The sequence below is a fragment of the Phormidium sp. CCY1219 genome (assembly GCF_055795085.1).
The window spans coordinates 41,189-62,854 of the sequence record NZ_JAYFEQ010000724.1; the positions used below are offsets into that span (position 1 = coordinate 41,189).

The 21,666-nt window shown below is 50.2% G+C and carries 17 protein-coding genes; 8 read left to right on the plus strand and 9 right to left on the minus strand.

The features are described 5' to 3' along the window. Window positions 1-52: 52 nt before the first annotated feature. The 3 genes from AC0QH1_RS21720 (at window position 53) to AC0QH1_RS21730 (ending at window position 3,754) form a co-directional block, all read left to right on the plus strand. Complete coding sequence (locus AC0QH1_RS21720; RefSeq protein ID WP_324633420.1) at window positions 53-2,155, plus strand: ATP-binding protein; 2,103 nt, start codon at window positions 53-55, stop codon at window positions 2,153-2,155. Window positions 2,156-2,222: 67 nt separating this feature from the next. Continuing rightward, window positions 2,223-3,488 carry a response regulator gene (locus AC0QH1_RS21725; RefSeq protein ID WP_324633421.1) on the plus strand — a complete coding sequence of 422 codons (1,266 nt, stop codon included), beginning with the start codon at window positions 2,223-2,225 and terminating at the stop codon, window positions 3,486-3,488. Beyond that, entirely contained in the window at window positions 3,485-3,754 is a 270-nt protein-coding gene (locus AC0QH1_RS21730) for a hypothetical protein (RefSeq protein WP_324633422.1), read from the plus strand. Before AC0QH1_RS21725 ends, AC0QH1_RS21730 begins: the two co-directional genes overlap by 4 nt. Before the next feature lie 101 nt (window positions 3,755-3,855). Here the strand turns inward: AC0QH1_RS21730 and AC0QH1_RS21735 are convergent, their stop codons facing one another. Next, window positions 3,856-6,120: a PBP1A family penicillin-binding protein gene (locus AC0QH1_RS21735; RefSeq protein ID WP_324633423.1), complete on the minus strand. Its 2,265-nt coding sequence runs from the start codon at window positions 6,118-6,120 to the stop codon at window positions 3,856-3,858. Between the two features lie 541 nt (window positions 6,121-6,661). Here AC0QH1_RS21735 and AC0QH1_RS21740 point away from each other — a divergent pair. After that, entirely contained in the window at window positions 6,662-7,768 is a 1,107-nt protein-coding gene (locus AC0QH1_RS21740; protein ID WP_324633424.1) for a hybrid sensor histidine kinase/response regulator, read from the plus strand. Window positions 7,769-7,855: 87 nt separating this feature from the next. Here the strand turns inward: AC0QH1_RS21740 and lspA are convergent, their stop codons facing one another. From lspA to bioB, 3 genes are all read right to left on the minus strand, one after another. Further along, on the minus strand, window positions 7,856-8,341 hold the full coding sequence (gene lspA / locus AC0QH1_RS21745; protein ID WP_324633481.1) for a signal peptidase II: 486 nt from the start codon (window positions 8,339-8,341) through the stop codon (window positions 7,856-7,858). Between the two features lie 114 nt (window positions 8,342-8,455). Continuing rightward, a complete protein-coding gene (locus AC0QH1_RS21750; protein ID WP_324633482.1) occupies window positions 8,456-9,025 on the minus strand; it encodes a biotin transporter BioY in 570 nt (189 codons plus the stop codon). A gap of 231 nt (window positions 9,026-9,256) precedes the next feature. Beyond that, a complete protein-coding gene (bioB, locus tag AC0QH1_RS21755) occupies window positions 9,257-10,306 on the minus strand; it encodes a biotin synthase BioB (RefSeq protein ID WP_324633425.1) in 1,050 nt (349 codons plus the stop codon). A gap of 636 nt (window positions 10,307-10,942) precedes the next feature. Here bioB and pstB point away from each other — a divergent pair. After that, on the plus strand, window positions 10,943-11,758 hold the full coding sequence (gene pstB, locus AC0QH1_RS21760) for a phosphate ABC transporter ATP-binding protein PstB (RefSeq protein WP_442957353.1): 816 nt from the start codon (window positions 10,943-10,945) through the stop codon (window positions 11,756-11,758). Between the two features lie 210 nt (window positions 11,759-11,968). On the opposite strand, the gene AC0QH1_RS21765 is transcribed toward pstB, so the two are convergent. Continuing rightward, complete coding sequence (locus AC0QH1_RS21765) at window positions 11,969-12,139, minus strand: NblA/ycf18 family protein (RefSeq protein ID WP_324633427.1); 171 nt, start codon at window positions 12,137-12,139, stop codon at window positions 11,969-11,971. 222 nt (window positions 12,140-12,361) lie between these two features. Here AC0QH1_RS21765 and AC0QH1_RS21770 point away from each other — a divergent pair, with 222 nt between their 5' ends. The 3 genes from AC0QH1_RS21770 (at window position 12,362) to AC0QH1_RS21780 (ending at window position 14,664) form a co-directional block, all read left to right on the plus strand. Then, window positions 12,362-12,976 (plus strand): phycobiliprotein lyase, encoded by a 615-nt coding sequence (locus tag AC0QH1_RS21770; RefSeq protein ID WP_324633428.1) that lies wholly within the window; start codon window positions 12,362-12,364, stop codon window positions 12,974-12,976. Next, window positions 12,933-13,646 (plus strand): hypothetical protein, encoded by a 714-nt coding sequence (locus tag AC0QH1_RS21775; protein WP_324633429.1) that lies wholly within the window; start codon window positions 12,933-12,935, stop codon window positions 13,644-13,646. The genes AC0QH1_RS21770 and AC0QH1_RS21775 overlap by 44 nt, the downstream gene beginning before the upstream one ends. Before the next feature lie 256 nt (window positions 13,647-13,902). After that, window positions 13,903-14,664, plus strand: a complete 762-nt coding sequence (locus AC0QH1_RS21780) for a phycobilisome rod-core linker polypeptide (protein WP_324633430.1) — start codon at window positions 13,903-13,905, stop codon at window positions 14,662-14,664. A gap of 532 nt (window positions 14,665-15,196) precedes the next feature. Here the strand turns inward: AC0QH1_RS21780 and AC0QH1_RS21785 are convergent. The 4 genes from AC0QH1_RS21785 to AC0QH1_RS21800 all read right to left on the minus strand — a co-directional run bounded on the left by AC0QH1_RS21785 (window position 15,197) and on the right by AC0QH1_RS21800 (window position 21,537). Further along, window positions 15,197-16,270 carry a fatty acid desaturase gene (locus AC0QH1_RS21785; protein WP_324633431.1) on the minus strand — a complete coding sequence of 358 codons (1,074 nt, stop codon included), beginning with the start codon at window positions 16,268-16,270 and terminating at the stop codon, window positions 15,197-15,199. A 37-nt stretch (window positions 16,271-16,307) separates the two neighbouring features. Beyond that, entirely contained in the window at window positions 16,308-16,457 is a 150-nt protein-coding gene (locus AC0QH1_RS21790; protein WP_324633432.1) for a hypothetical protein, read from the minus strand. 205 nt (window positions 16,458-16,662) lie between these two features. Continuing rightward, window positions 16,663-18,174 (minus strand): threonine ammonia-lyase, biosynthetic, encoded by a 1,512-nt coding sequence (ilvA, locus tag AC0QH1_RS21795; protein WP_324633433.1) that lies wholly within the window; start codon window positions 18,172-18,174, stop codon window positions 16,663-16,665. Between the two features lie 1,089 nt (window positions 18,175-19,263). Next, complete coding sequence (locus tag AC0QH1_RS21800) at window positions 19,264-21,537, minus strand: GumC family protein (RefSeq protein WP_324633434.1); 2,274 nt, start codon at window positions 21,535-21,537, stop codon at window positions 19,264-19,266. Window positions 21,538-21,666 lie beyond the last annotated feature (129 nt).

A 21,666-nucleotide genomic window follows, 5' to 3' on the forward strand; every position in this document is an offset into this window, starting at 1 on the left:
CTCTTAAACTCAAGGAAAAAGCGTCCACAGTAAACCTAGGAGAGAACAAACCATGTCAAAAATTTTGGTAGTTGACGACGATGGAGTCACTCGATTACTCCTGAAAAGAAATCTTCAGTTAGAAGGATATCAGGTTATCCTCGCAAAAGACGGTGCAGAAGGACTGCAACTGGCCCGAGAAGAGCGCCCAGATTTGATTATTTGCGATTGGGTGATGCCTCACCTCGATGGCGTGGAAGTCTGTGGGCAATTGAAAGCAGACCCGGAATTGGCGACCATATTTTTTATCTTGCTCACCGTGCGCGAACAACTCGGCGATCGCATTGAAGGACTCGATGCGGGAGCCGATGAGTTTCTCTCAAAACCGATTGAAAATGAAGAATTATTGGCGCGGGTGCGGGCGGGATTGCGACTGCGCCAGCTCACCCAGCAATTGAGCCAAGCCAACAAACATTTATCCGCCCTAGTCGCGGTACAGCAGCGGTTATTGGCAACTGTGGAATGGGAGAACGAAAGCAAACCGATCTCTTACACCGAGTTGTTAGAACCCCTGGGAGAAGTGTCGGGAGCCAGTCGCGTTTATTTATGCGAATTAAAACGCAAAAATCCCAAACCCGAGGCGATGCTTTTGGGCGAGTGGGTTGCCCAAAGTGCCGACAGATCGACGATGAATTCCGGCGATCGCTCCCCGGATTCTCACTTGGGGAAAACCCTCTCCGGTTACTGTCCCTTTTCTGACTTTTCTCAATGGTTAGACCTGCTCGCTCGCGGTGAGAGCGTCACCTGTACCGCCGAGGATTTTCCCCCGTCAAAACGAGAAAAATTCACCCAACTCGGGATTCGATCGCTGTTGATGTTACCCTTGATGGTTAAGGGAGAATTATTTGGCGCGATCGGCTTGGAAAACTCTCGGGTAACGCCGGATGATAGCGCTTTGATTTCGATTTTGCAAGCCGCCGCCGGTGCCATTTCCGTGCATCGCGATCGCTCGGCGGCTTTGGTGGCCCTGCGAAAGAGCGAAGCCCGCTATCGCGCGATCGTGGAAGACCAAACCGAATCGATCTGTCGCTTTGACCCCCACGGTACTCTCACCTTTGTCAACGATGCTTACTGTCGCAATTTTGGCCTCACTAGAGAAGAGGTGACGCAAAGCACCCGCCTGCCCTTTCGCCCCTCCCTCGATAAAGATTTGAAACGCCATCCGGTGATTACGCGCGAAGAACGGGTGAGGTTCCCCAACGGACAAGTTCGCTGGCACCAGTGGACCCAACGCGCCTTGTTTGATTATTCCGGCGATCGGATCGTGGAGTTCCAAGCCGTGGGGCGAGATATCACCGAACGCAAGCAAGCCGAACAAGAAACCCTCAAAGCTCTCGCCAAAGAAAAGGAACTCAACGAGCTGAAAACTCATTTTGTCTCCCTCGTATCTCACGAATTTCGCAACCCGCTCACGGCGATTCTGTCTTCTGCCGATTTATTAGAATATTACCTGGAAGACTTTCCCCATGACAAAGCTGAGAAAAAAGTAGAGTGCTTGCAGCGCATTCAAACCACCGCCGTGAATATGAGCCAACTTATCGATGATGTTTTATTGATGAATCGCTCAGAAACCGGACGCCTTCAGGTGAAACCCATTCCCCTGGATTTGCGCGAATTTTGTCAAGGTTTAATTGCCGAAATCGAACAACTGGATATTAATCAGCATCAGATTCAATTTGTTGCTGCCGATCGCAGCATTCCCGCCAAAATGGATGACAAGCTCCTGCGCCATATTCTCAATAATTTGCTGGTCAATGCACTGAAGTATTCTCCGGCGGGCAGTGAGATCCGATTCCAGCTATCTTGTGCCGATCGCCACGCCATTTTTACCATCGCCGATCGCGGCATTGGCATTCCCCCAGAAGACCTACCCCATCTCTTTCAGTCGTTCCACCGCTGTCGCAATGTGGGCGCAATATCCGGCACCGGCATGGGGTTGTCTATTGTGAAAAAATGCGTGGAATTACACGGCGGTGAAGTGTCCGTCACCAGTCAACTGGCCCGGGATAACGAACCGGGACAAACCACCTTTACCGTGCGCCTGCCCTTGACCCCAGAAACGGCGATCGGCCAACCCTCTACCTCAGAAAAAACCAGGGATCCGCGTTTGGAATGAGCCTCGGCGATTGTAACATGCAACATGGGTATTTCACCCGCGCTCGAAAACATCTTTAAGGAAGACAATGGCGAAAATTCTGGTTGTTGATGATGATTCCGCCACCCGCTTACTGCTCAAGCGCGATTTAAAGCTCGAAGGGCATGAAGTGGAGCTGGCCAAAGATGGAGAAGAAGGGTTAGAATCGGCGATCGCCTTTAAACCCGCCCTGATTATTTGTGATTGGGTCATGCCCAATCTCGATGGGGTGGAAGTCTGTCGCCGCATTAAATCCGATGCCGATTTGTTCGCCACTTTTTTTATTCTCTTGACCTCCAAAGTGGACCTCGACGATCGCGTACAAGGACTCGATGCCGGCGCTGACGATTTTCTCTCCAAACCCGTAGATCCGGCAGAACTCCTCGCCCGGGTGCGCGCCGGACTTCGCCTCTATCAGTCTCAGTTGCAATTGAGCGAATCGAATCGGCAACTGAGCAAAACATTGCGCGATTTGCAAAAAACTCAGGCTCAACTCATTCAATCTGAAAAAATGTCCTCTCTCGGTCAAATGGTGGCCGGCATCGCTCACGAAATTAACAACCCCGTGACCTTTATCGATGGGAATCTCAGTCATGGGGCAAAATATCTCGATGAATTGATAAATTTTTTGCATCACTATCAAAAATACTATCCCCACCCGGTGCCTGAAATGCAAGAACTCGCCGAAGAAATCGAGCTAGAATACCTGATGAAAGATTTTCCCAAATTGCTGCACTCCATGAAAAGAGGCGCAGAGCGAATTCGGGAAATTGTGCTTTCTCTGCGGAATTTCTCTCGTCTCGATGAGGCGCAGATGAAGGCGGTGGATATCCATGAAGGAATCGATAATACTGTGTCTATTTTGCAGCACCGTCTCGGCGGAATTGAATTGATGAAGGAGTATCGCGAATTCCCCCGGGTGGAATGCTATCCGGCGGAAATGAATCAAGTGTTTCTGCATATTTTGAATAACGCGATCGATGCGGTGCGCCAAATCCATGAGGACACCGGGCAGATTGCAATTCGCACATTCCCCCGCCACGATGGATGGGTGGAAATTCGGATTTCTGACAATGGGGTAGGCATTCCCCGAGGATTAGTCTCGAAAGTGTTTAATCCGTTTTTTACCACTAAACCGGTGGGCGCGGGCAAGGGATTGGGGTTGACGATTAGCTATCAAATTGTGGTGGAAAAACATGGCGGTAAATTAGAGTGCGTTTCTCAGTTGGGTGAGGGCACTGAATTGGCGATCGCCATTCCCATTCGTCAGCACCGCCCACCTCACTCTCCCTCCGATTCCACCCCGGATAGATGAGCGCTTCCAGGCGATCGCTCCTCCCCTCCCGCTCACCCATTCGCCCTTCCCTCCATTTTCCCCTAGCCTCAATAGAAGAGGCAGAATTGTTCGTCAATTATGTTTTTGAATTGAGGGGTGATGGAGAATCTGCCTCCTGTGCGATCGCCGTTCACCGAGGATGGGCGATCGCCACTGACGACAAAAAAGCCATCTCGTTTATTAAACGGGAAGCCTCGCAAATTCAGATTGTATCAACTTTAGTGTCTTCTTCATCATTCAGATAGCTTCCCCCACGAAAAGCCTGTGTCTGAAGGTACATTGATCCAGAGTTAGCTCGCAACCAACTCCCCGCACGATGAGAGGGTGAAGTTTCTCTCAATCCCGCCTACGGCAGGATTCGATCCATGTAATTTCCCCAAAGCTGAGCCGCTTGGGCGCTGCTGCCATAGGTGGGGCTGTTGTCATCGTTGCCCAACCAAATGCCCGTGACTAAATCCTCACGGGGAATATACCCCACAAACCAGAGGTCTACATTATAATTCGTAGTGCCGGTTTTTCCCGCTTCGCCGAGACCGAGATAAGCATTGCGTCCCGTGCCTCCTTGCACCACACCTTGCAACAAATTGGTCATGGTTCGTGCCACATCCGGGTCGATCGCCCGTCGGTTGGCACTGGGATCGCGTTCGGCGTCATAAATCACGCGACAGGTGTTCGGGTCGTTGCGATCGTCACAGTCGCTGCTATCGAGAATTCGCCGGATAGCATGAGGGGGATTTTTTTTCCCCTCATTAGCCAGCACCCCAAACGCCCCGGTCATTTCCAGCACCGTGACCTCACTTTGACCGAGTACCAACCCCGGAACCGCCTTCAGCTCCGACTTTATCCCCAGTCGGCGTGCCATCTGCACCACTTTACCCAAGCCCACATCCCGGGCAACCCGCAGAGCGATCGCATTTTCCGACTGCGCCACCCCCCGATACATATCCACATTCCCACTACTGCGCTCGCAGCCATTATAATACTGACCGGACCAGCGCAGGGGGTTGCACGAATAAGCTTTCCTCGGAGAAATCCCCTCGGCAAGTGCTGCAGCATAGGCAAACACTTTAAACGTCGAACCCGGTTGGCGCAGAGCTTGGGTCGCGCGGTTAAACTGACTTTCCTGGTAATCCACCCCGCCGGTTAAGGCTAAAATTTCCCCGGTACGAGAGTCCAGGGTAACGATCGCCCCTTGGTCGAAAGCATACCGATCGCCGGCAGTTTCTACCCAGTTTTTCAGCGATCGCTCCGCCTGTGTTTGAACCTGCGGAGCTAATGCCGTTTCGACGATAAAATTCCCCTCTCGCACCAGTTGCTCCCCCAACAGTTCCTCTAATTCCATAAACACGTAATTGTAATAATAAGGAGCGATCGTATTGCCGATAATTTCTAGAGCTTTTGGGTTAATTTCAATCCGCGATCGCCGCGCGCGATCGGCCTGTGACTGAGAAATCATCCCCAACTGCTGCATCCGATACAATACCCCATTGCGATACTTCACCGCTAAATCGTAATTTTGCACCGGATTAAACGCATTCGGTCCGGGCAAAATCCCCACCAACGTTGCCGCTTCCGATAGGGTTAGCGCTTTCGCCGATTTGCCAAAATAAAACTGTGCCGCATCTTCAAACCCATATAGGTCAATCCCCAAATAAACTCGGTTTAAATAAGCTAACAACAGCTCTTCTTTGCTGTAAAATGTTTCTAACTTTAACGCCACGATCGCCTCGCGAATTTTCCGACCCGCCGAATCCTGAGTGCCCACATAATCGCGATACAAACTGCGGGCAAGCTGTTGGGTCAGGGTACTCCCCCCTTGCAGACTTCCCCCGCGCAAATTGACCATTAAGGCGCGCAGGGTACCGATCGGATCGATGCCCAAGTGCCAATAAAACCGACTGTCTTCCGAGGCCATTAACGCTTGCGGCAGATATTCGGAAAAGTCCGAGAGCTGTTTCATTTCCACGTGGGCATTGTTGTAAGGCGGACGCAGGGGAGTTTGTCCGTCTCGCGCATATACCACCACCGGTCCGTGAAGGGAAATCGGCAACGGGCGCACTTCAAATTTCTGCCATTCGATGCCGATATAAACGGCGGCTAAACCGACCAACCCACTGGCGCTGTAAAAGGTCCATCGTGCCGCGCGAATGTACCACGGCGGCGGATCGTAGTAGTGGATATCCACGCTATCGGCGAGTTCCGGCGGGCCGAGGGTGAAGCTCTGTCCGTGACGTATGGGAGAATGCTTTATCCGTCGTTTGCCCCGATAGATGCCGTTCGTGGAGTTTTCATCTTTCAGGTAAAACGGGGTATGGGGACGTTTGCTATCGCGAGATAAGGAGGCGTGAGTTTGACTGACCACCGGATTGCGGACTACAATATCGCTGGTTTTCGACGATCGCCCGATGATGTAGCGATCGCCCAACAAGGGATACACATCTGCCTTGTTCGCCCCCCCATCGAAAATCCTCAGTTCCGGCACCCTGGCATTGGGTTTGAGAACCAACTGCGAAAAATTAACCTTGGCTAACATCGTCTGGGTGGCTTGAGTAATCGTACCCAGGAGCGTTTTCGGTTTTTGGGGGGGACCGGGAGGCATAGAAGAACTCATTTGCTAATCTCGAAAAAGCAACAATAACCAAATTCACAACAGGCACGCCTGGGGTTTACCCCCAGTGAACGCCGACCGTGGGCATCACTACAACGGATCGGCTCGTTTTTCCAGACGCAAACGCCCTGCATCATCGCCGCTGCTTCGCAGACATGCCCTTCTCTGATGATGATAGCTTGCTGCGCCACAGATGGCTCGACTCCCTATGCGATCCCATTTTTACCCACCCATTGGCTTGGTTTATCATAAAACTACAATTTAGTCAACCGTTACGGCCAACAGAACGATTGAAATTTAACCGATTCAATTTAATCAAACGGCTGTTTTAAGATATCAATTCACTGAAACCAAGGTTAAACCCTAAGCCGCTTCCCGGTTCCGGCGTCAAAAATTTATCACACCGGTTCAATTATTTTCCGAAAGGGGAAATGGCTGCCCTTGGTCTTCTGGAGAGACCACACAATTCGATACACCTATGGATTCTCAACGGGGAAATCCCAAACTTAAAATTGAATCATACTCGTACACAGGAGAAGGGTCAGTGACCAAAATTTTAGTCATCGAAGACCAAGAAGGAATCTTGGAAAATATTCGAGAACTGCTGGAAGCCGAGGGGTTTGAAACCTTTGGTGCGACCAATGGCATTGTGGGTCTGCAATTGGCAAGGCAGAAAAAACCGGATTTAATTCTCTGCGACATTATGATGCCGAAACTGGATGGATACGGGGTGCTGAGGGCCTTGCGTCAAGATCCGAAAATGGAGACGACCCCGTTTATTTTTCTGACGGCTAAAGCCGAAAAAGTGGATTTGCGCCAAGGGATGACCCGAGGCGCTGATGATTATTTGACGAAGCCTTGCCAACCGGAAGAAATGCTGGCAGCGATCGCCGCGCGGTTGGACAAACAAGCCGCGATCGCTCGCCAAAGCGAAGCCAGACTGGCAAATTTACGCGCCAACATCGCCCAATCTCTGCCTCACGAACTGCGGACACCTCTCAACTCTATTCTGGGTTTTTCTGAAGTCTTAATGAATGGAACTTCCCAATTTCACCCGGAAGAAATCCAACAGATGGGAGAAAGCATCAATCATGCGGGAAAACGGTTATCGCGGCAAATCGAAAATTTTTTGCTCTGCGCGCAACTGGATTTAATTGCTTCAGATCCGCAGCAAGTTCAAGCCCTGCGAAATGAGCAGATTCATTCCGCCGATGCAGCTTTAGCCGATTGCATCATGTACCAAGCTCTAAAAGCCGATCGCCAAGCAGATTTGCAACTGAAACTGCACAATACCACCGTGGCAATATCCGCAATAAAATTGCAAAAGTTAGTGCGAGAACTGGTGGATAATGCGTTGAAGTTTTCGGCGGCGGGAACCCCGGTGGAAGTGGCGTTCAAATCCGAGGGCGATCGCGCGATTTTCTCCGTCAGCGACAAAGGGCGCGGGATGAGTGCAGAACAAATTGCCCAGGTCGGCGCATATATGCAATTCGAGCGCAAACTGCACGAACAACAAGGATCCGGTTTGGGATTGGCGATCGCCAAACGAATCGCCGAATTACACGGCGGCACATTAACCATCTACAGCGATCCGAGTGTTTCCTACACCACCGTCAGGGTTGTCTTGCCAAAACCCGCAGGTGAGGGGTGATGAAAAAGGCAAAAGGATAAAGTTTCAAGGAAAAATTTCTCTATTGTTTCTCCTTTATTCTTTATCCTTCCACTTCAACTTTACCCCCTATTTTCGGGCTTTTCCCTTGCTTTGTTGCGGGGGGGTTTTCAAGGCGACGATGAGCAGACAAACAATGCCGATATTAATAGACACATCAGCAATATTGAAGACCGGAAAATTAATTAAGGTAAAATGGAGGAAATCGGTGACATGCCCCAAAAAAAAGCGATCGATACCATTGCCGATCGCCCCGCCTAAAATCAACCCATATCCCATTTGTTCCCACTTGTTCAATCGCGGACTAAACCACGCCAATGCCATCAACCCCAGACTCACCACTAACGATAACCAGCGCAACCATCCGCCATTGTTACTAAATAAACTAAATGCCGCACCAGTATTCGTCACGTAGGTAAAGTGAAAAACCCCTTCCCATAATGGCCAAGATTCGTCGAGTTCAAAATTTTGCAAAACCCAAAATTTGGTAAGCTGGTCTAATACCACACTAACAGCAGCAATAATCCAGAAAATGCGATTTTTTTTCAACTTCATGGCATACTTCATGGCAGGGGGTGAGCGATCGCTCGTTTGGTGACTGATTGCAAATGGCAAGGGGAGGCATTTCCCCTGGAGAATTCGCCCTAGCTGGCACGAACTGTTGACGCTTCAATAAAACATAATGGTTCGCAGGATAAATGCCACCACGCTGACGGCGCAAACCACTGCTAATTGACCGGGTAACGGATAAACCGAATAGGCGATCGCCGCATTGGCGAGGGCATTTTGATTGGCGTGAACAATCACCACCAAAAACAACAGCCCGATGGCGTGAACGCACAGCAAACCCAACAAACTGCTTGCAGCAAGAAATTCTAAGCGCGGTGGGAGTTTAAACGCCAGCCATCCACATACCCACGCCCCGGGAATAAAACCGAGTAAATAACCAAACGTAGGCTGTTTTATATAGTCAAGTCCACCGCCGTGGGTAAAAACCGGCAACCACAGTAACCCCAAAACCAAATAGGCAATTTGGGACAGTGCGCCGGCATTTTTTCCCCCGAGACAGCCCACGAGAAGTACAGCTCCCACTTGATAGGTGACACCGAGAGAGTATATGGGAATTCCCTCCTGCAATACATTCCAGGAGGGACTGGCAATTGAGGCTTCCAGAAAGGTGCCGCCAATTGTCAGAATTAAGCCAATTAAAGCCCACATGATTTCCAGTGGAGCAAACACGGTGGACACAAAAAGTTGAAGGATAAAGACGTTAGTAGAATCGAGAGGCGATCGCCAATCCGGCTGACAAAAGTATTTTTTCAAATTAGCCCGCGCAGGCGGGCGACAGTTGTTCACCTCCACCCTTGTCGGGTAGGGGGTTTTGTCAGACTATCTCAACCGGATTCCGGATGAAAATCCAAAATTGAACGGCACAATTTCAGTGCCGATCGCGTTTCAATTTGCGATCGCTCACTTCTCAATGCCCGGTACCGGCGCTTCGCCACCTTCGAGTCCGAGTTCCGCGAGCATTTCATGGTCTTTTTCTGGCGGTTGACCGAGGGTGGTCAGGTAGTGCCCGATGAGCATAGCGTTAATACCCGCTTTCAGTCCGAGGGCTTGCAGTTCTCCCATGACGGATTCTCGTCCGCCAGCATAGCGGATGATTTGGGTGGGGAGAATCAGGCGGAAAATCGCGATCGCCTTGAGCGCTTCATAGGCGTCCAACCGGGTGCGATCGCCCAGGGGAGTTCCCTGGCGGGGATTGAGCAGGTTTAACGGCACCGATTCCACTTCTAGCTCTCGGAGCGCTAAGGCTAAGTCTACTCGGTCGGACCAACTTTCGCCCATCCCGATAATTCCCCCGGTACAAGCTTGGATCCCGGCAGCTTTTAGATTTTGCACCGTCTCCACGCGATCGCTCCAGGTATGGGTGGTGACGATTTCGGGATAAAAGTTTTCCGATGCCTCTAAATTATGGTTATAGCGCGTCACTCCTGCTTCAGCCAGGGCTTGAGCTTGTTCTGGACTCACTTCTCCCAAGGCACAGCAGGGTTTGATATTGGTTTCGGCAATGATGCGCCGCACGGTTTCTAAAATGCCCTCGAATTCCTGGGATTTCGGACTGCTGTATTTCGGTCCGCGTCCTTGGGAGACTAAGCAAAACCGACGCGCCCCTGCAGCTTCGGCGGATTTGGCTTGTTCGAGAATTTCTTCGGTGGATTTGAGACCGTAAATCGGCGAATCTTGCCCGGGATGATGTACTGACTGGGAGCAAAAGCTACAGTTTTCCGAACAATTGCCCGATTTGACGTTGACGATGCTGCACAGGTCTACGGTGTTGCCACAGCAGGCTTGTCGAACGCGATCGGCGGCTTCGCACAGCAGCATGATGTTTTCTTCGCCTTCAATTTCGGTGAGGGCGAGGGCTTCTTCTCGCTCTAGGCGATCGCCTGCTATAATCCGCTTGGCTAACTGGTCTAGAGACTCGCGAAGTTGCTGGGTTGACTCCCCTGGATGCACGGCGGCGCTTCCAGTCCACCGTGGGGTTGACGGAGTTGAGGTTGTCGATCTGGGTGCTTGAACCACTTTCAGCCCTTTGAGTTCTGTGTTCGTGAAGTTTAGGCATTTTACCACGCCAAAGCCGTACCCTTCCCCTCATGCCACCGGATCCGCTCCCACTTCCTCCCTTCAAATCCTCCCTGACATACCACAACTCCTCTCTTTTGTCAAGGAAAATTCCTCAATTCTTCCCCCTGAACCTTCTGCTGACCTTCACACCGCCAACCTTCAGCCAGTTCTCTCAATTCTCAATTCTCAATTCTTATGCACTCTGGCGCAACTAACGCAATATTTTGCAATATTTATTGACAAACTGAAAAATTACTGTATTAAAAATTAACCCAATTTTGAGGGAAAGACGGTAGAGATTTCTCGCACTACGGTAATACTAACTACAGCAGCGCGTGCCATTTTATGGCCGGGTTAAGCACAGGTTAAATTGAGACTCCCTCGTGAAATGCTCGCGATCGCTCTCATACCCCTGCGCCATCATCGGCGCGTTTCCGCCATCGACCCTGTGCCAAACTCTCTGTACCCCGAGCGTGTTTTTGTCGCCCACTCACCCGCGAGATCCACTATAAATTCCTAGGATCGATGATGATTTCTATGCCCGATCGCATTCCCACCGTCAAAAAAACCGAGAGCGTTTTGCAGACAAAAAACTTAAATGTTTATTACGGAGATGCTCTCGCCCTGCGTAACATTAATTTAGAAATACCCAAAAACAACATTACCGCTTTTATTGGCCCGAGTGGTTGCGGTAAAAGTACGTTACTTCGCTGCTTTAATCGACTCAACGATCGCATCGAAAACTTTCGTCTGAAAGGAAGTGTTTCCTATTACCAGCAAAATCTCTACGATTCTGGTGTGGATCCGGTGGCAATCCGGCGTCGGATCGGCATGGTGTTTCAAAAACCAAATCCCTTGCCCATGTCGATTTACGAAAATATTGCATTTGGTCCGAAAAGCATCGGATTAAAAAAGAATCTCGATGAGTTAGTGGAGCGATCGCTCATCCAAGTGGATCTGTGGAAAGAAGTGAAAAATCGACTCCGCAAAAGTGCTTTGATTTTGTCTCGGGGTCAGCAGCAGCGGTTGTGCATTGCCCGCACGTTAGCCGTGCAACCAGAAGCGATTTTGATGGACGAACCCTGTTCTGCCCTAGATCCCATATCCACTCTGACCCTGGAAGAAATCCTGCAAGAACTCAAGCAACATTACACCATCGTGCTCGTCACGCACAACATGCAGCAGGCGTCGCGCCTGTCGGATATGACGGCTTTTTTTAATGTAGAATTCAGTGAAAATCACAGAAGAGTCGGCTATCTTGTGGAGTACGATGAAACGCCGATGATTTTCTTGAATCCGGCTCAATCTTTAACGCGACAATATATTCGCGGTCGTTTTGGTTAAGGAATTCTGCGAGGAAGCGAACGATGGGGGGAAAGAGTGTGAATTGAGTTGGACTCACCTCCCGATTCAATTAGTAACGAAAAACACAGTTGAGTGGGATGGGGGAAACAGCGATCGCCAGAATATTCTTTGCAACTCGAGGGTGCAACTCACCCGATTTGCTTTTACGCGATAGGTTTGATGACGATCGCAATTGCATTCGCCGCCTCCCTACGCCGACTTTTTCAGTAGGTACTTGAACAAATTGTCTTTGACCATATTTTGCCGCAACACTTCGAGTAAATACTCTTGCGCCTGTTCCCGAGTGAGGGTAGCGACTTGTTCGCGCAACACTTGCAGTTTGAATTCTTGTTCCATGCTCAAACCTGTGGGCATCTCCATGAGAATTGTCCTCCTGTTTTTCAATGATTGAATTATTCACCCAGACGTGGGTAGTGTCGGGTTTGATTCCTTGGTTTGTAAATTATCGTAACAAACCCTTGACAAACTGTCCATGATGTACAGTTTGGCAAAAATCTTGAAAAAAAAAATGGTTTAAAGCCCTGTAAGCCTTATCATAAAAGGGAAACAGCCGCGAAGCATCACCCAACGGAGATAACTTTCATGGATGCAATGGAGTTTTTTCGCCAAAGTGCTGGAACTTGGCGATCGCAGCGCACGACCCACCATCTTGCCTTTAGACGGGCGGAGATGGGGGATTCGCAAATCCAAGTGGAAACCCTGGAGCAAAATCACCCCAAAGTCATAGAGATCTGCGAAATGCATCAGGTGGATCCAAGGACGGCGGTAGGGGGAGCCTATGTCACCTGGGCCGGGTCGATGGCGTGGGACCGCGAGGATGAAAATCACGAAGGATCCACGGTGTTTGCCTTGGTACCAGAACCGAACAATCCCTCAATGGGCAAACTATTGCGGGAACGCGGTTATGCAGAAATTGTCCCGGTGGCGGGTCAGTATCATATCGATGATGAAAACGGGCTGGTTTTGATTACGGAATACGAAACCATGAGCGTTATCGAGCGCTTTTGGTTTGCCAGTCCGGATCTGCGTCTGCGGACGAGTACGGTAACGCGCTTTGGCGGGTTTAGTACCGCTTCTTTCTGTAGCGAAAGCCGGATCCATGCCGCCCCAGATTCAGCCAGCCATAGCGATCGCAAAGCAGAATCCACGGAGAATGCCACAACCCCCCCACAGTTCCATTCCGCCTTCGGCTGGTGATCCACACCGGGAAGGGAGTCCCGGGGAACCGCCGAAGTCCTCGAGTGAAGGTCTCTCCCCGGTGCTTTCCCCGGGGAGTCACTCCCGGAGCGATCGCCCACCGGCGTCGCAACTTCCAGACCCGATGAGCGATCCGTTCGTGCGCGGATCGGAGTATTTGAATGGGTTGCGTCAAAAAGCCCTGACCTCGGATGCGATCGCCGGCGGGGAGGACATCATCGATCGGATCCGCATCTGTACCTGGATCGGCGAACATATTGACGCCCTCAACCAAGAACTGGCGGAGTGTCTCTGCGCCTGTCATCAGTGCTTTCCCACCCAAGACAGGCGGGCGATCGAAATTTTTGCCGCCCCCATCGCCCCGGAATTTGGCATCGATGCCCTTTGCAATATTCTCTTGGATCCGGTGGTGATTCTGATTGATGTGGGTCGCACTGCACCCGCCGACTGGTTGAGCATCGTGGTGCATGAATATGCCCACGCCCATTTGAAGTCTCCCGGACACGATCGCCCCTTTTTCGAGGTTCTGACTCATCTGTGTTTGGGCTTGGGCCTCCCACCCCCGGTGGTGGAGGGGATGGATCCCCAAACAATGGAGGCTACTTTGCGAAATTGGCCTCACTGTGGCTCCACCGCTGACTCTTTGGCCTTCTGGATGGGTCGCGAATAATACTTTTTTTCTCGAAATGTTACAGATTGTTGCGTTCGGTGAGAAAATTTAGACGCAGATTACCGTAATCCCGTAATCTGAATGATGTCTATTTATTAAATCGGCGCTCGGCGAGCAAGCATCCTCCGCCAACGATCGGCGATCGCGTACTTTCGGAGTCCCATCCCTCTGTACGGATCCGTTACGTTGGACCCCCGGTGCTTCTCTTCTGTGCCGAACGCAGATAATTAGAATTTGACATTACGGAGATTCTGACGTGGCAATACCTTTGTTACAGTACGCTCCAAAGAGCCAAAACGAGCGCGTTGCTGGATACGAAGTCGGTAGCGAAGAACAACCCAAGGTCTATTCCACCGAAAACTTACCCTCTCCCACTGAGATGGATGAGTTGATTTGGGCCAGCTATCGTCAAGTGTTCAGCGAACACCAAATCCTGAAGAGCAATCGTCAAACTTTCGCTGAGTCCCAACTGCGGTACGGTCAAATCACCGTCCGCGATTTCATCCGCGCTTTGGCAACTTCGCCGGCGTTTTTGACCCTCAATTACGAAACCAACAGCAACTATCGCTTTGCTGAAATCTGCGTGCAGCGGATTTTGGGCCGCGATATTTACAACGAACGGGAAAAAATCGCTTGGTCGATTGTCATCGCGACTAAAGGCGTGGAAGGTTTTATCGATGCTGTGCTCGATAGCGAAGAGTATCTGGACAACTTCGGCTACGATACGGTGCCCTATCAGCGCCGTCGCATCCTTCCCCAGCAGGCTAAAGGCGATACTCCTTTTAACCTGAAAACTCCCCGCTATGGTGCGTACCACCGCAGTCAGTTGGGCTTCCCCCAAGTTGTCTGGCAAAATCAAGTGCGCCGCTTTATTCCCCAAGACAAGCGGCTTCGCGAAGGCGACCCCGCCGGCTATCTGGGTATGGCGCGCTCTCTGAATAACGCTCAAGGCAATCCACCGCCAAGAGTCTCTACGTTCAACATGAACTACGAAGCTCTGGTGCCTCGCAAAAAATAATTGCACCTTGCTAATTTGGAACTAACCGCAGTTCCATCGCTTTGTTAGGGGTCACAGACTAGAAGCGCGCGGCTAGAGTTATGGCTCGTCGGCTGCACTTTCTAGTCTTTGACCCCTAACTGCATTGAGTATTGAAAATTAAGAATTGAGTAATTTTGAGCCGTAGGGTGGGCAACTCCTTGCCCACCCTACCCGTGAAGGTGGTGCGTAAGTCCTGAAATTGACAATTGACAATTGCAATTGGTGGGGAAGTTGGGGAGGAAAATGCGATCGCCCTGTTTGGGTAACGCGAAAAACAGCCCCTCGACCCGATGCGGGGTGTCATCTCGGAATCTCTCAGAGGCGCGAGAAACTCCTTGTGAAGACCTGGATATCTTCCATCATCCGCCTCTAGCTTTCATGGCTGATGCGGTGTCGATCGCGGGGTTTATGCAATATATAAATTACATCGGCAAAAAAATAGCCCGCGCGGGCGGGCTTTGTCGGTAGAGTGCCCGGTTTGCACCGGGCAATTAAAAGGGGAAAAAGCGAATTAATTAGAGCGCTTCCAACCAGATTGATAGTAAACCTGGGAACCGCGATCGCTGACGAAATGGCAAGAGAAATAAGAGCGAATAAAGCTCTTCCAAATCGGTTCGCTAGACTGGCGATAATAATCACCCAATACCGGTTTAATCGCTTCAGTTGCGGTTTTTAGATGGTAGTGGGGGATGGTAGAAAAAATGTGATGGGCCACATGGGTGCCAATATCGTGATGAATCGGATTGATAAACCCGTAATCGCGATCGATAGTGGACAATGCGCCTTTCAGGAAATACCAATCTTTTCCGCGATACCAGGGGATATCCGCTTCGGTGTGATGCAAGAAGGTGACTAAATCCAACCACATCACAAAGATAAGATAAGGAACCAGGTAGTATTTGACTAGAAACAGCCAACCAAACTGATAAGTCAGGAAACCCAAAAAGCCAACCATCAGCAGCCAAAGGGCAGAACTGGTTACCACATCCCATTTTTCCGAGGGACGGAATAGGGGGCTATTGGGCAGAAAGTGGGAACCGTCGCGATCGGGCGATCGCTTAAATAGATAGATGGGATACGCCAGCAACGGTAAATAAAAGCGCACCAGCTTTTCATACCACCTCATCTCGTTGTATTTGGTTTCCGACACCGGATACCAGCTTTCATCCGTATCCAGGTTGCCCGTATTGGCATGATGAGTGCGGTGACTGATACGCCAACCGTGGAAAGGCACGAGAATCGGCGTATGGGACAGGTGCCCAATGAGATTATTCAGCCATTTGATTTTGGAAAAGGATCCATGACCGCAGTCATGCCCCACCACAAACAACGCCCAAAACATGGTGCCTTGCATCACCCAGAAAATGGGGAAAAAAAGCCAAGAATCGAGGGTAGCGGCGATCGCGTACAAACCCGCGATAATCGAAACATCGAGAACAAAATAAAACAGAGACTTTCCCACCGAGGGTTCAAAACAAAAAGCAGGAATTGCCGTTTTGAGGTCTTGCAGGGTAAAGGGTAACTCTGCGGTCCGGGTGGATGAGGCTGTTACCGTCGGTTGATTGAGAACAGTGTTTGATTGCACGAAACTTACAATTCTACCTGATTTTAAAGCCAAAATTTCACCTTTCACCGATGACCCCAAAGAATTTGCAGCCCGGTATGTGACTCAGCAAAGCTTCCAGGGCGATCGCCAATTCCCAACGGGAGGCGAATCTCAAACCAAGGGGTTTGTCCAGGGCATAGAGTCGGAGCATAGGGATAACTTGCATGATTGCATCAGAAAATTCAATGGGTCAGGTGAAAGCGCCAAATCTAGGCGACAAACGGAATGTATTGTACCCCGCTATGAGCAATATTTTCGCAAAATCAGTCAAATTAGCTTTGCAGAAAGGGACTGACTCATCCAATCGTGGGGCTGCGCCGTCTGAAGGTTGAGGAACCCGGGAAAGAAACGTTAGGCGTCAGCCACCTCCCTTATCCCAAAAACAACTGATACGCCGGATTGTCATTTTCATCCCAATAGCGATAGCCCAGGGTATCGAGAAACTTCTGCCACTCGTCCATTTCCGCCGGTGGAACCTGCATGCCCACCACAATGCGCCCATAGTCGGATCCATTATTGCGGTAATGGAACAAACTGATATTCCAGTTGCGACTCATGGAATTGACGAACTTCATCAAAGCCCCGGGCCGTTCGGGGAACTCGAACCGATAGAGCAGTTCGTGGTGTGCCAGGGGAGAATGTCCGCCCACCATGTGGCGCAGGTGCAATTTAGTCAGTTCGTCATCGGTTAAGTCAACCGTCTCGAACCCATGAGCTTCAAAGGTTTCCACCATCTGCACCGCATCGGCGCGATTTTGGATTTGCATGCCGACAAAAATGTGAGCCACCTGGCGATCGGCAATCCGGTAGTTAAATTCTGTGAGGTTTCGGGTGCCCATTGTATCGCAAAACTTGCGCAGACTCCCCGGTTCTTCCGGAATGGTGACGGCAAAAATCGCTTCCCGGCGTTCCCCCAGTTCGGCGCGTTCTGCCACAAAGCGCAGGCGATCGAAATTCATGTTCGCGCCGCAGGCAACCGCAACTAAGGTTTCGTCCTGGATTTGTTCCCGTTCCACGTAAGCTTTCGCACCGGCGATCGCCAAGGCCCCTGCCGGTTCGAGAATCGATCGCGTATCCTCAAACACGTCTTTAATCGCCGCGCAGGTGTCGTCCGTTCCCACTAAAATCACATCATCCAGGTACTCCTGACAGACCCGGAACGTTTCTTCTCCCACTTGGCGCACCGCTACCCCATCGGCAAATAACCCCACTTGGGATAAGCGCACCCGCTCTCCGGCGTGCAGGGATTGATACATGGCATTCGCATCCACCGGTTCGACCCCAATAATTTTGATTTCCGGGCGCAAGCGTTTCACATATGCCGCAATGCCGGCAATCAAACCGCCACCACCGATCGCCACAAAAATCGCATGAATCGGTTTTTGGTATTGCCGCAGGATTTCCATGCCGATGGTTCCCTGTCCGGCAATCACGTCTGGATCGTCAAAGGGATGAATAAAGGTTAAGCCTTTTTCCGCCTCCAGTTGACGCGCGTAACCATAGGCATCATCGAAGGTCTCCCCATGCAACACCACCTCCCCGCCTCGGGACCTCACCGCATCCACCTTCACTTGGGGCGTGGTGACCGGCATGACGATAATGGCCCGGGTTCCCAGGCGCGAGGCCCCCAGAGCAACCCCTTGGGCGTGGTTCCCCGCCGAGGCAGCAATGACGCCCACGGCAAGCTGTTCCGGTGGCAATTGCGCCATTTTGTTGTACGCGCCGCGCAGCTTGAAGGAAAAAACGGACTGCATATCCTCTCGCTTTAGCAAGAGTTGGTTGTTCAGTCGCGCCGAGAGGTTGGGGGCAAACTCTAGGGGCGTTTCTTGGGCAACATCGTACACGCGGGCATTGAGGATTCGTTCGAGATAATCAGAATGCATGGGTGTTAACAGAAGGTGTAAGTGCCGGATGCAGGACCATTTTACTCGATGTTTGTCCCCGAGGAACGCGATCGCCCCAAATTTTTTACTCCCCCTCTTCTTCAGTGTCTAACGCCACGTTCTCCTACAAATATGCCAGGGCAATTTGAAGACGCATCGCCATTAAAAAAAATGGTTTCATCGGCATCATCAGATGCTAAGCACTTATGCAAAATAATTTGCAGGTTTTAACTCGTTAACTCCTTTAACTCGTTCCCAGGCTTAACTCGTTTAACTCGTTCCCAGGCTCCTGCCTGGGAACGTCCCACCCCTCCGCCTCCCCCCAATAAATGTGCAAAATAATTTATCCCCCTGCTTACTTCGATACCCCGCTAAGAAAGCTTAAGACATATCTGTAAATACTTTTTGCGTAACCTAAATTTTAGGCGTTTTTAATATTTATTAGAATCGGCTTTTGATTCCTAAAACTATTGGATGTTTTTAGACAAGAAATAACGACTAATTGCTTCGACATATTATCCGGCACTTATACAATTCATAAATTTAAGACTATTTGGTTTAATTTTGGGTTGTCTACACTTTTGTTAATTGCGTTTTTACTCTAAGTTTAATGGCGAAAATTGATTATTTTACCTAGATAAATATATTTGCACTCATCTGATTGGTAGCTTCTAAAATGGCAGGTCATGCACCAGCAATTCACTTGAATTTTGCTCGATTCCTTTCCGCTGCAAACCTGTTGACGGAGCGGGTGAACTAGGATGTTTTATTTGTGGCGCATAATGTCTATAACTTGCGCCACCGATTAAGTTTCCCCCCACAAATATTCCGGGTATTTCACCGGGTGAATCAACGGGATTGCCACGCACTGCTGTGCTGTGGAAGGGAGGTAAAAATGAGGCTATAGCGTTTTTCATGTAGGAAGGATGCAGATGAAATGTAGGGATATGGCATGCCATATCCCTACAGGCGGTGGATCGCGAGCGAGGTTTGAGAAAAAGGGTATTATGCAGAAATTTCTCGTCTCTAGGTTGGTTTTTTCCAGAGAGAGGCGTTGCCGATTATTTTGAGCAAATTGCAAAGTGCTGCTTACTGGCGTTGGACTTCCCGATCCTCGGAAAGGTAATAGCGATCGTAGTAGTTGTAGGAGGTTGGCATATGTCGTTTAACCCCATTAGTGACAATGCCGAGTACGGAAGTGCGAGACATTTTTAAGCCCTCGAAAACCTCGCGCAAAAGCCCGCGATCGCTTTGTCCGATGCCGACTACCATGACCAATCCATCGGTATGAGCCGCGATAAATTTGGCATCGGCAATCACTCCCAATGGTGGGGTATCGAAAATCACCAAATCGAATTCGCTTTGGAATTCTTGAATTAATTGTTTCATCCGTTGGGACGAGAGCAGTCGCGCCGGATCTGGCGGCACTTGGCCGGCGGTTAAAACATGCAAGTTGGGGTCATGGGGCGATCGCTGAATAATGTCATTAGAATTGAGCGAATCGGTAGAAATCAAATTGCTCAGTCCCCACACATTGGGCAAATCCATCTGGTGATGAATTTGCGGACGGCGCAAATCTCCATCCACTAATAAGACCCGATTGCCCATTGACGAAGCAGCTTGGGCGAGATTCATCGAGATCGTACTCTTCCCTTCTGCTGGCAGTGCAGAACTGATAGCCACCGATTTCAGGGGCTTATCCGGACTCATAAAATAGAGGTCAGCATGGAGCGATCGGAATGCCTCCAAAAACCGAGAAAAGAGATAGCCGCCAGTAGAGGGAAGTAACGGTTCGCCGTCGGAGATTTCGCCTCGCGATCGGTCTTTGAGTTCTTTTTGAAAAGGAATAACGCCCAACAGCGGAACGCCCATCGTGTCTTTGATGTCCTCGGGAGAGTGAAATTTGGTGTCAAGTTTTTCGGCTAATAAAGCAGCACCGATGCCGGCAAGGATGCCAGCGATCGCGCCGAGGAGTATGCTGCGCGGCACGTTAGGCGAAATCGGATTTTCCGGGACTTCCGGTGCGGAAATCAGTTGCCAAGGCATGGCATTTTGCGCCGCTTCGATTTGCAGGTTTTCGCGCACTGCCAGAAAGCGATTTAAACTCTCGGTAGCCACTTGCAGTTCCCGTTGTAAATCCGTGTACTGCCGCATCAGGGTGGCTTGTTCTTGCATTTGCTGGCGCATCAGCTTTTCCGCTTGCGCGATCGCCCATTGTCTCGCCCGAAGCACTTCCATCTGGTTCACAGCTTCCATAAGCTGATTAGTCAGATCCAGGCGAATCGAATTCGGCGAAGAGATGGCACGAATATCTCCGCGCACTCGAGAAGCATTGCGGCCTAAAATCAATAATGCTTCTTCCTGCAATAACGGTAATAAATTATTCCGCTGAGCGATCAAAGCTTGTACCGCTGGACTGCGCCCCGTAAACCGCGTGGACTCCCGGGCAATTTTTCCTTCAATTTCTTGTAACTGGTTGAGCAATGCTTGATAGCGAGGTGCTTCGCTCAGAGACGCCGCTAACATCGCTTGCTCCACCTCTAACCCCAACTGTCCTTGCAATTTTCCATACAAGGCTTGCGTTTGCACGATTTGCGATTCGGTTTGCTGTCGTTCGTTCACCAGACTTCCGATTTGTTGCGATAAAATCTGGCCGCGCTGTTCCGGGTCGATGAGATTATAATGTTGCCGAAATTCTTCTAAATATTCTTGCAAGGCGTCAACTCGCTGTTGCAACAAAGGCAACTGTTCGTCAACAAATTCTAAGCCCTGCCGCAAGCTTGTTTGCTGCTCTATTTCGGAATAGCTTATGTATCCATCTGCCAATTTTTTTAATATAAAGTTTAGTTTTTCTGGATCCGTATCTTGATAGCGAATGTCTAAAATTTTTGTATCGCGCAATCGTTGAATTTTGACTTGACTGGCAATGGTTTCTGAGTTAACCTCCGGATAGCGAGCTTGAATGTTGGGCAGGATTGCATCGATCGCTGGCTCGCTAGAGAGAACCTGAATCTGGGTTTCGTAATCCAGGCTTTCCCCAGGTTGCCCAGATATGGCTAAAGTTTGATTGATTTTATCGAATTTTTCTTGTCCCTTGATTGGCTCCACTAACAGACGGAAGTGTCCCTCATAAATCGGAGTTTGGGTCAAAACCTTCATCACAACGCCACAAGCAACAGCGATACTGACGCCCGCCAGCAAAAAGAACCGACGACGCGCCACAGACAGCAAATGATGAAGATTTAACGCATCCACATCTTCATTCAGGGGCGGCAACATCATCCCAGACATCGGCGATTGTGAGGGAGACGGGTGGCCGTTCCACTGAGGGAGTAAAGGTTGAGAATTCGCTTCTGTATCCATAATTCAAGCGTCAGTGTTAACTAGGGCTACGGGGTCAATATTGCAAGGTAAAAGGGTGAATTTAAACGAAATCAATAGAACTTCAATGTAAGTGGACTGGGGCGGTGAATTTGAGTAGGGTGGGCACTG

Excerpts from the sequence above, each read along its gene's own strand:
- AC0QH1_RS21720 (WP_324633420.1), top strand. The coding sequence starts at position 53 with ATGTCAAAAATTTTGGTAGTTGACGACGATGGAGTCACTCGATTACTC.
- AC0QH1_RS21725 (WP_324633421.1), top strand. The coding sequence starts at position 2,223 with ATGGCGAAAATTCTGGTTGTTGATGATGATTCCGCCACCCGCTTACTG.
- AC0QH1_RS21730 (WP_324633422.1), top strand. The coding sequence starts at position 3,485 with ATGAGCGCTTCCAGGCGATCGCTCCTCCCCTCCCGCTCACCCATTCGC.
- AC0QH1_RS21735 (WP_324633423.1), bottom strand. The coding sequence starts at position 6,120 with ATGAGTTCTTCTATGCCTCCCGGTCCCCCCCAAAAACCGAAAACGCTC.
- lspA (WP_324633481.1), bottom strand. The coding sequence starts at position 8,341 with ATGAAGTTGAAAAAAAATCGCATTTTCTGGATTATTGCTGCTGTTAGT.
- pstB (WP_442957353.1), top strand. The coding sequence starts at position 10,943 with ATGATTTCTATGCCCGATCGCATTCCCACCGTCAAAAAAACCGAGAGC.
- AC0QH1_RS21765 (WP_324633427.1), bottom strand. The coding sequence starts at position 12,139 with ATGGAGATGCCCACAGGTTTGAGCATGGAACAAGAATTCAAACTGCAA.
- AC0QH1_RS21770 (WP_324633428.1), top strand. The coding sequence starts at position 12,362 with ATGGATGCAATGGAGTTTTTTCGCCAAAGTGCTGGAACTTGGCGATCG.
- AC0QH1_RS21775 (WP_324633429.1), top strand. The coding sequence starts at position 12,933 with ATGCCACAACCCCCCCACAGTTCCATTCCGCCTTCGGCTGGTGATCCA.
- AC0QH1_RS21790 (WP_324633432.1), bottom strand. The coding sequence starts at position 16,457 with ATGCAAGTTATCCCTATGCTCCGACTCTATGCCCTGGACAAACCCCTT.
- ilvA (WP_324633433.1), bottom strand. The coding sequence starts at position 18,174 with ATGCATTCTGATTATCTCGAACGAATCCTCAATGCCCGCGTGTACGAT.
- AC0QH1_RS21800 (WP_324633434.1), bottom strand. The coding sequence starts at position 21,537 with ATGGATACAGAAGCGAATTCTCAACCTTTACTCCCTCAGTGGAACGGC.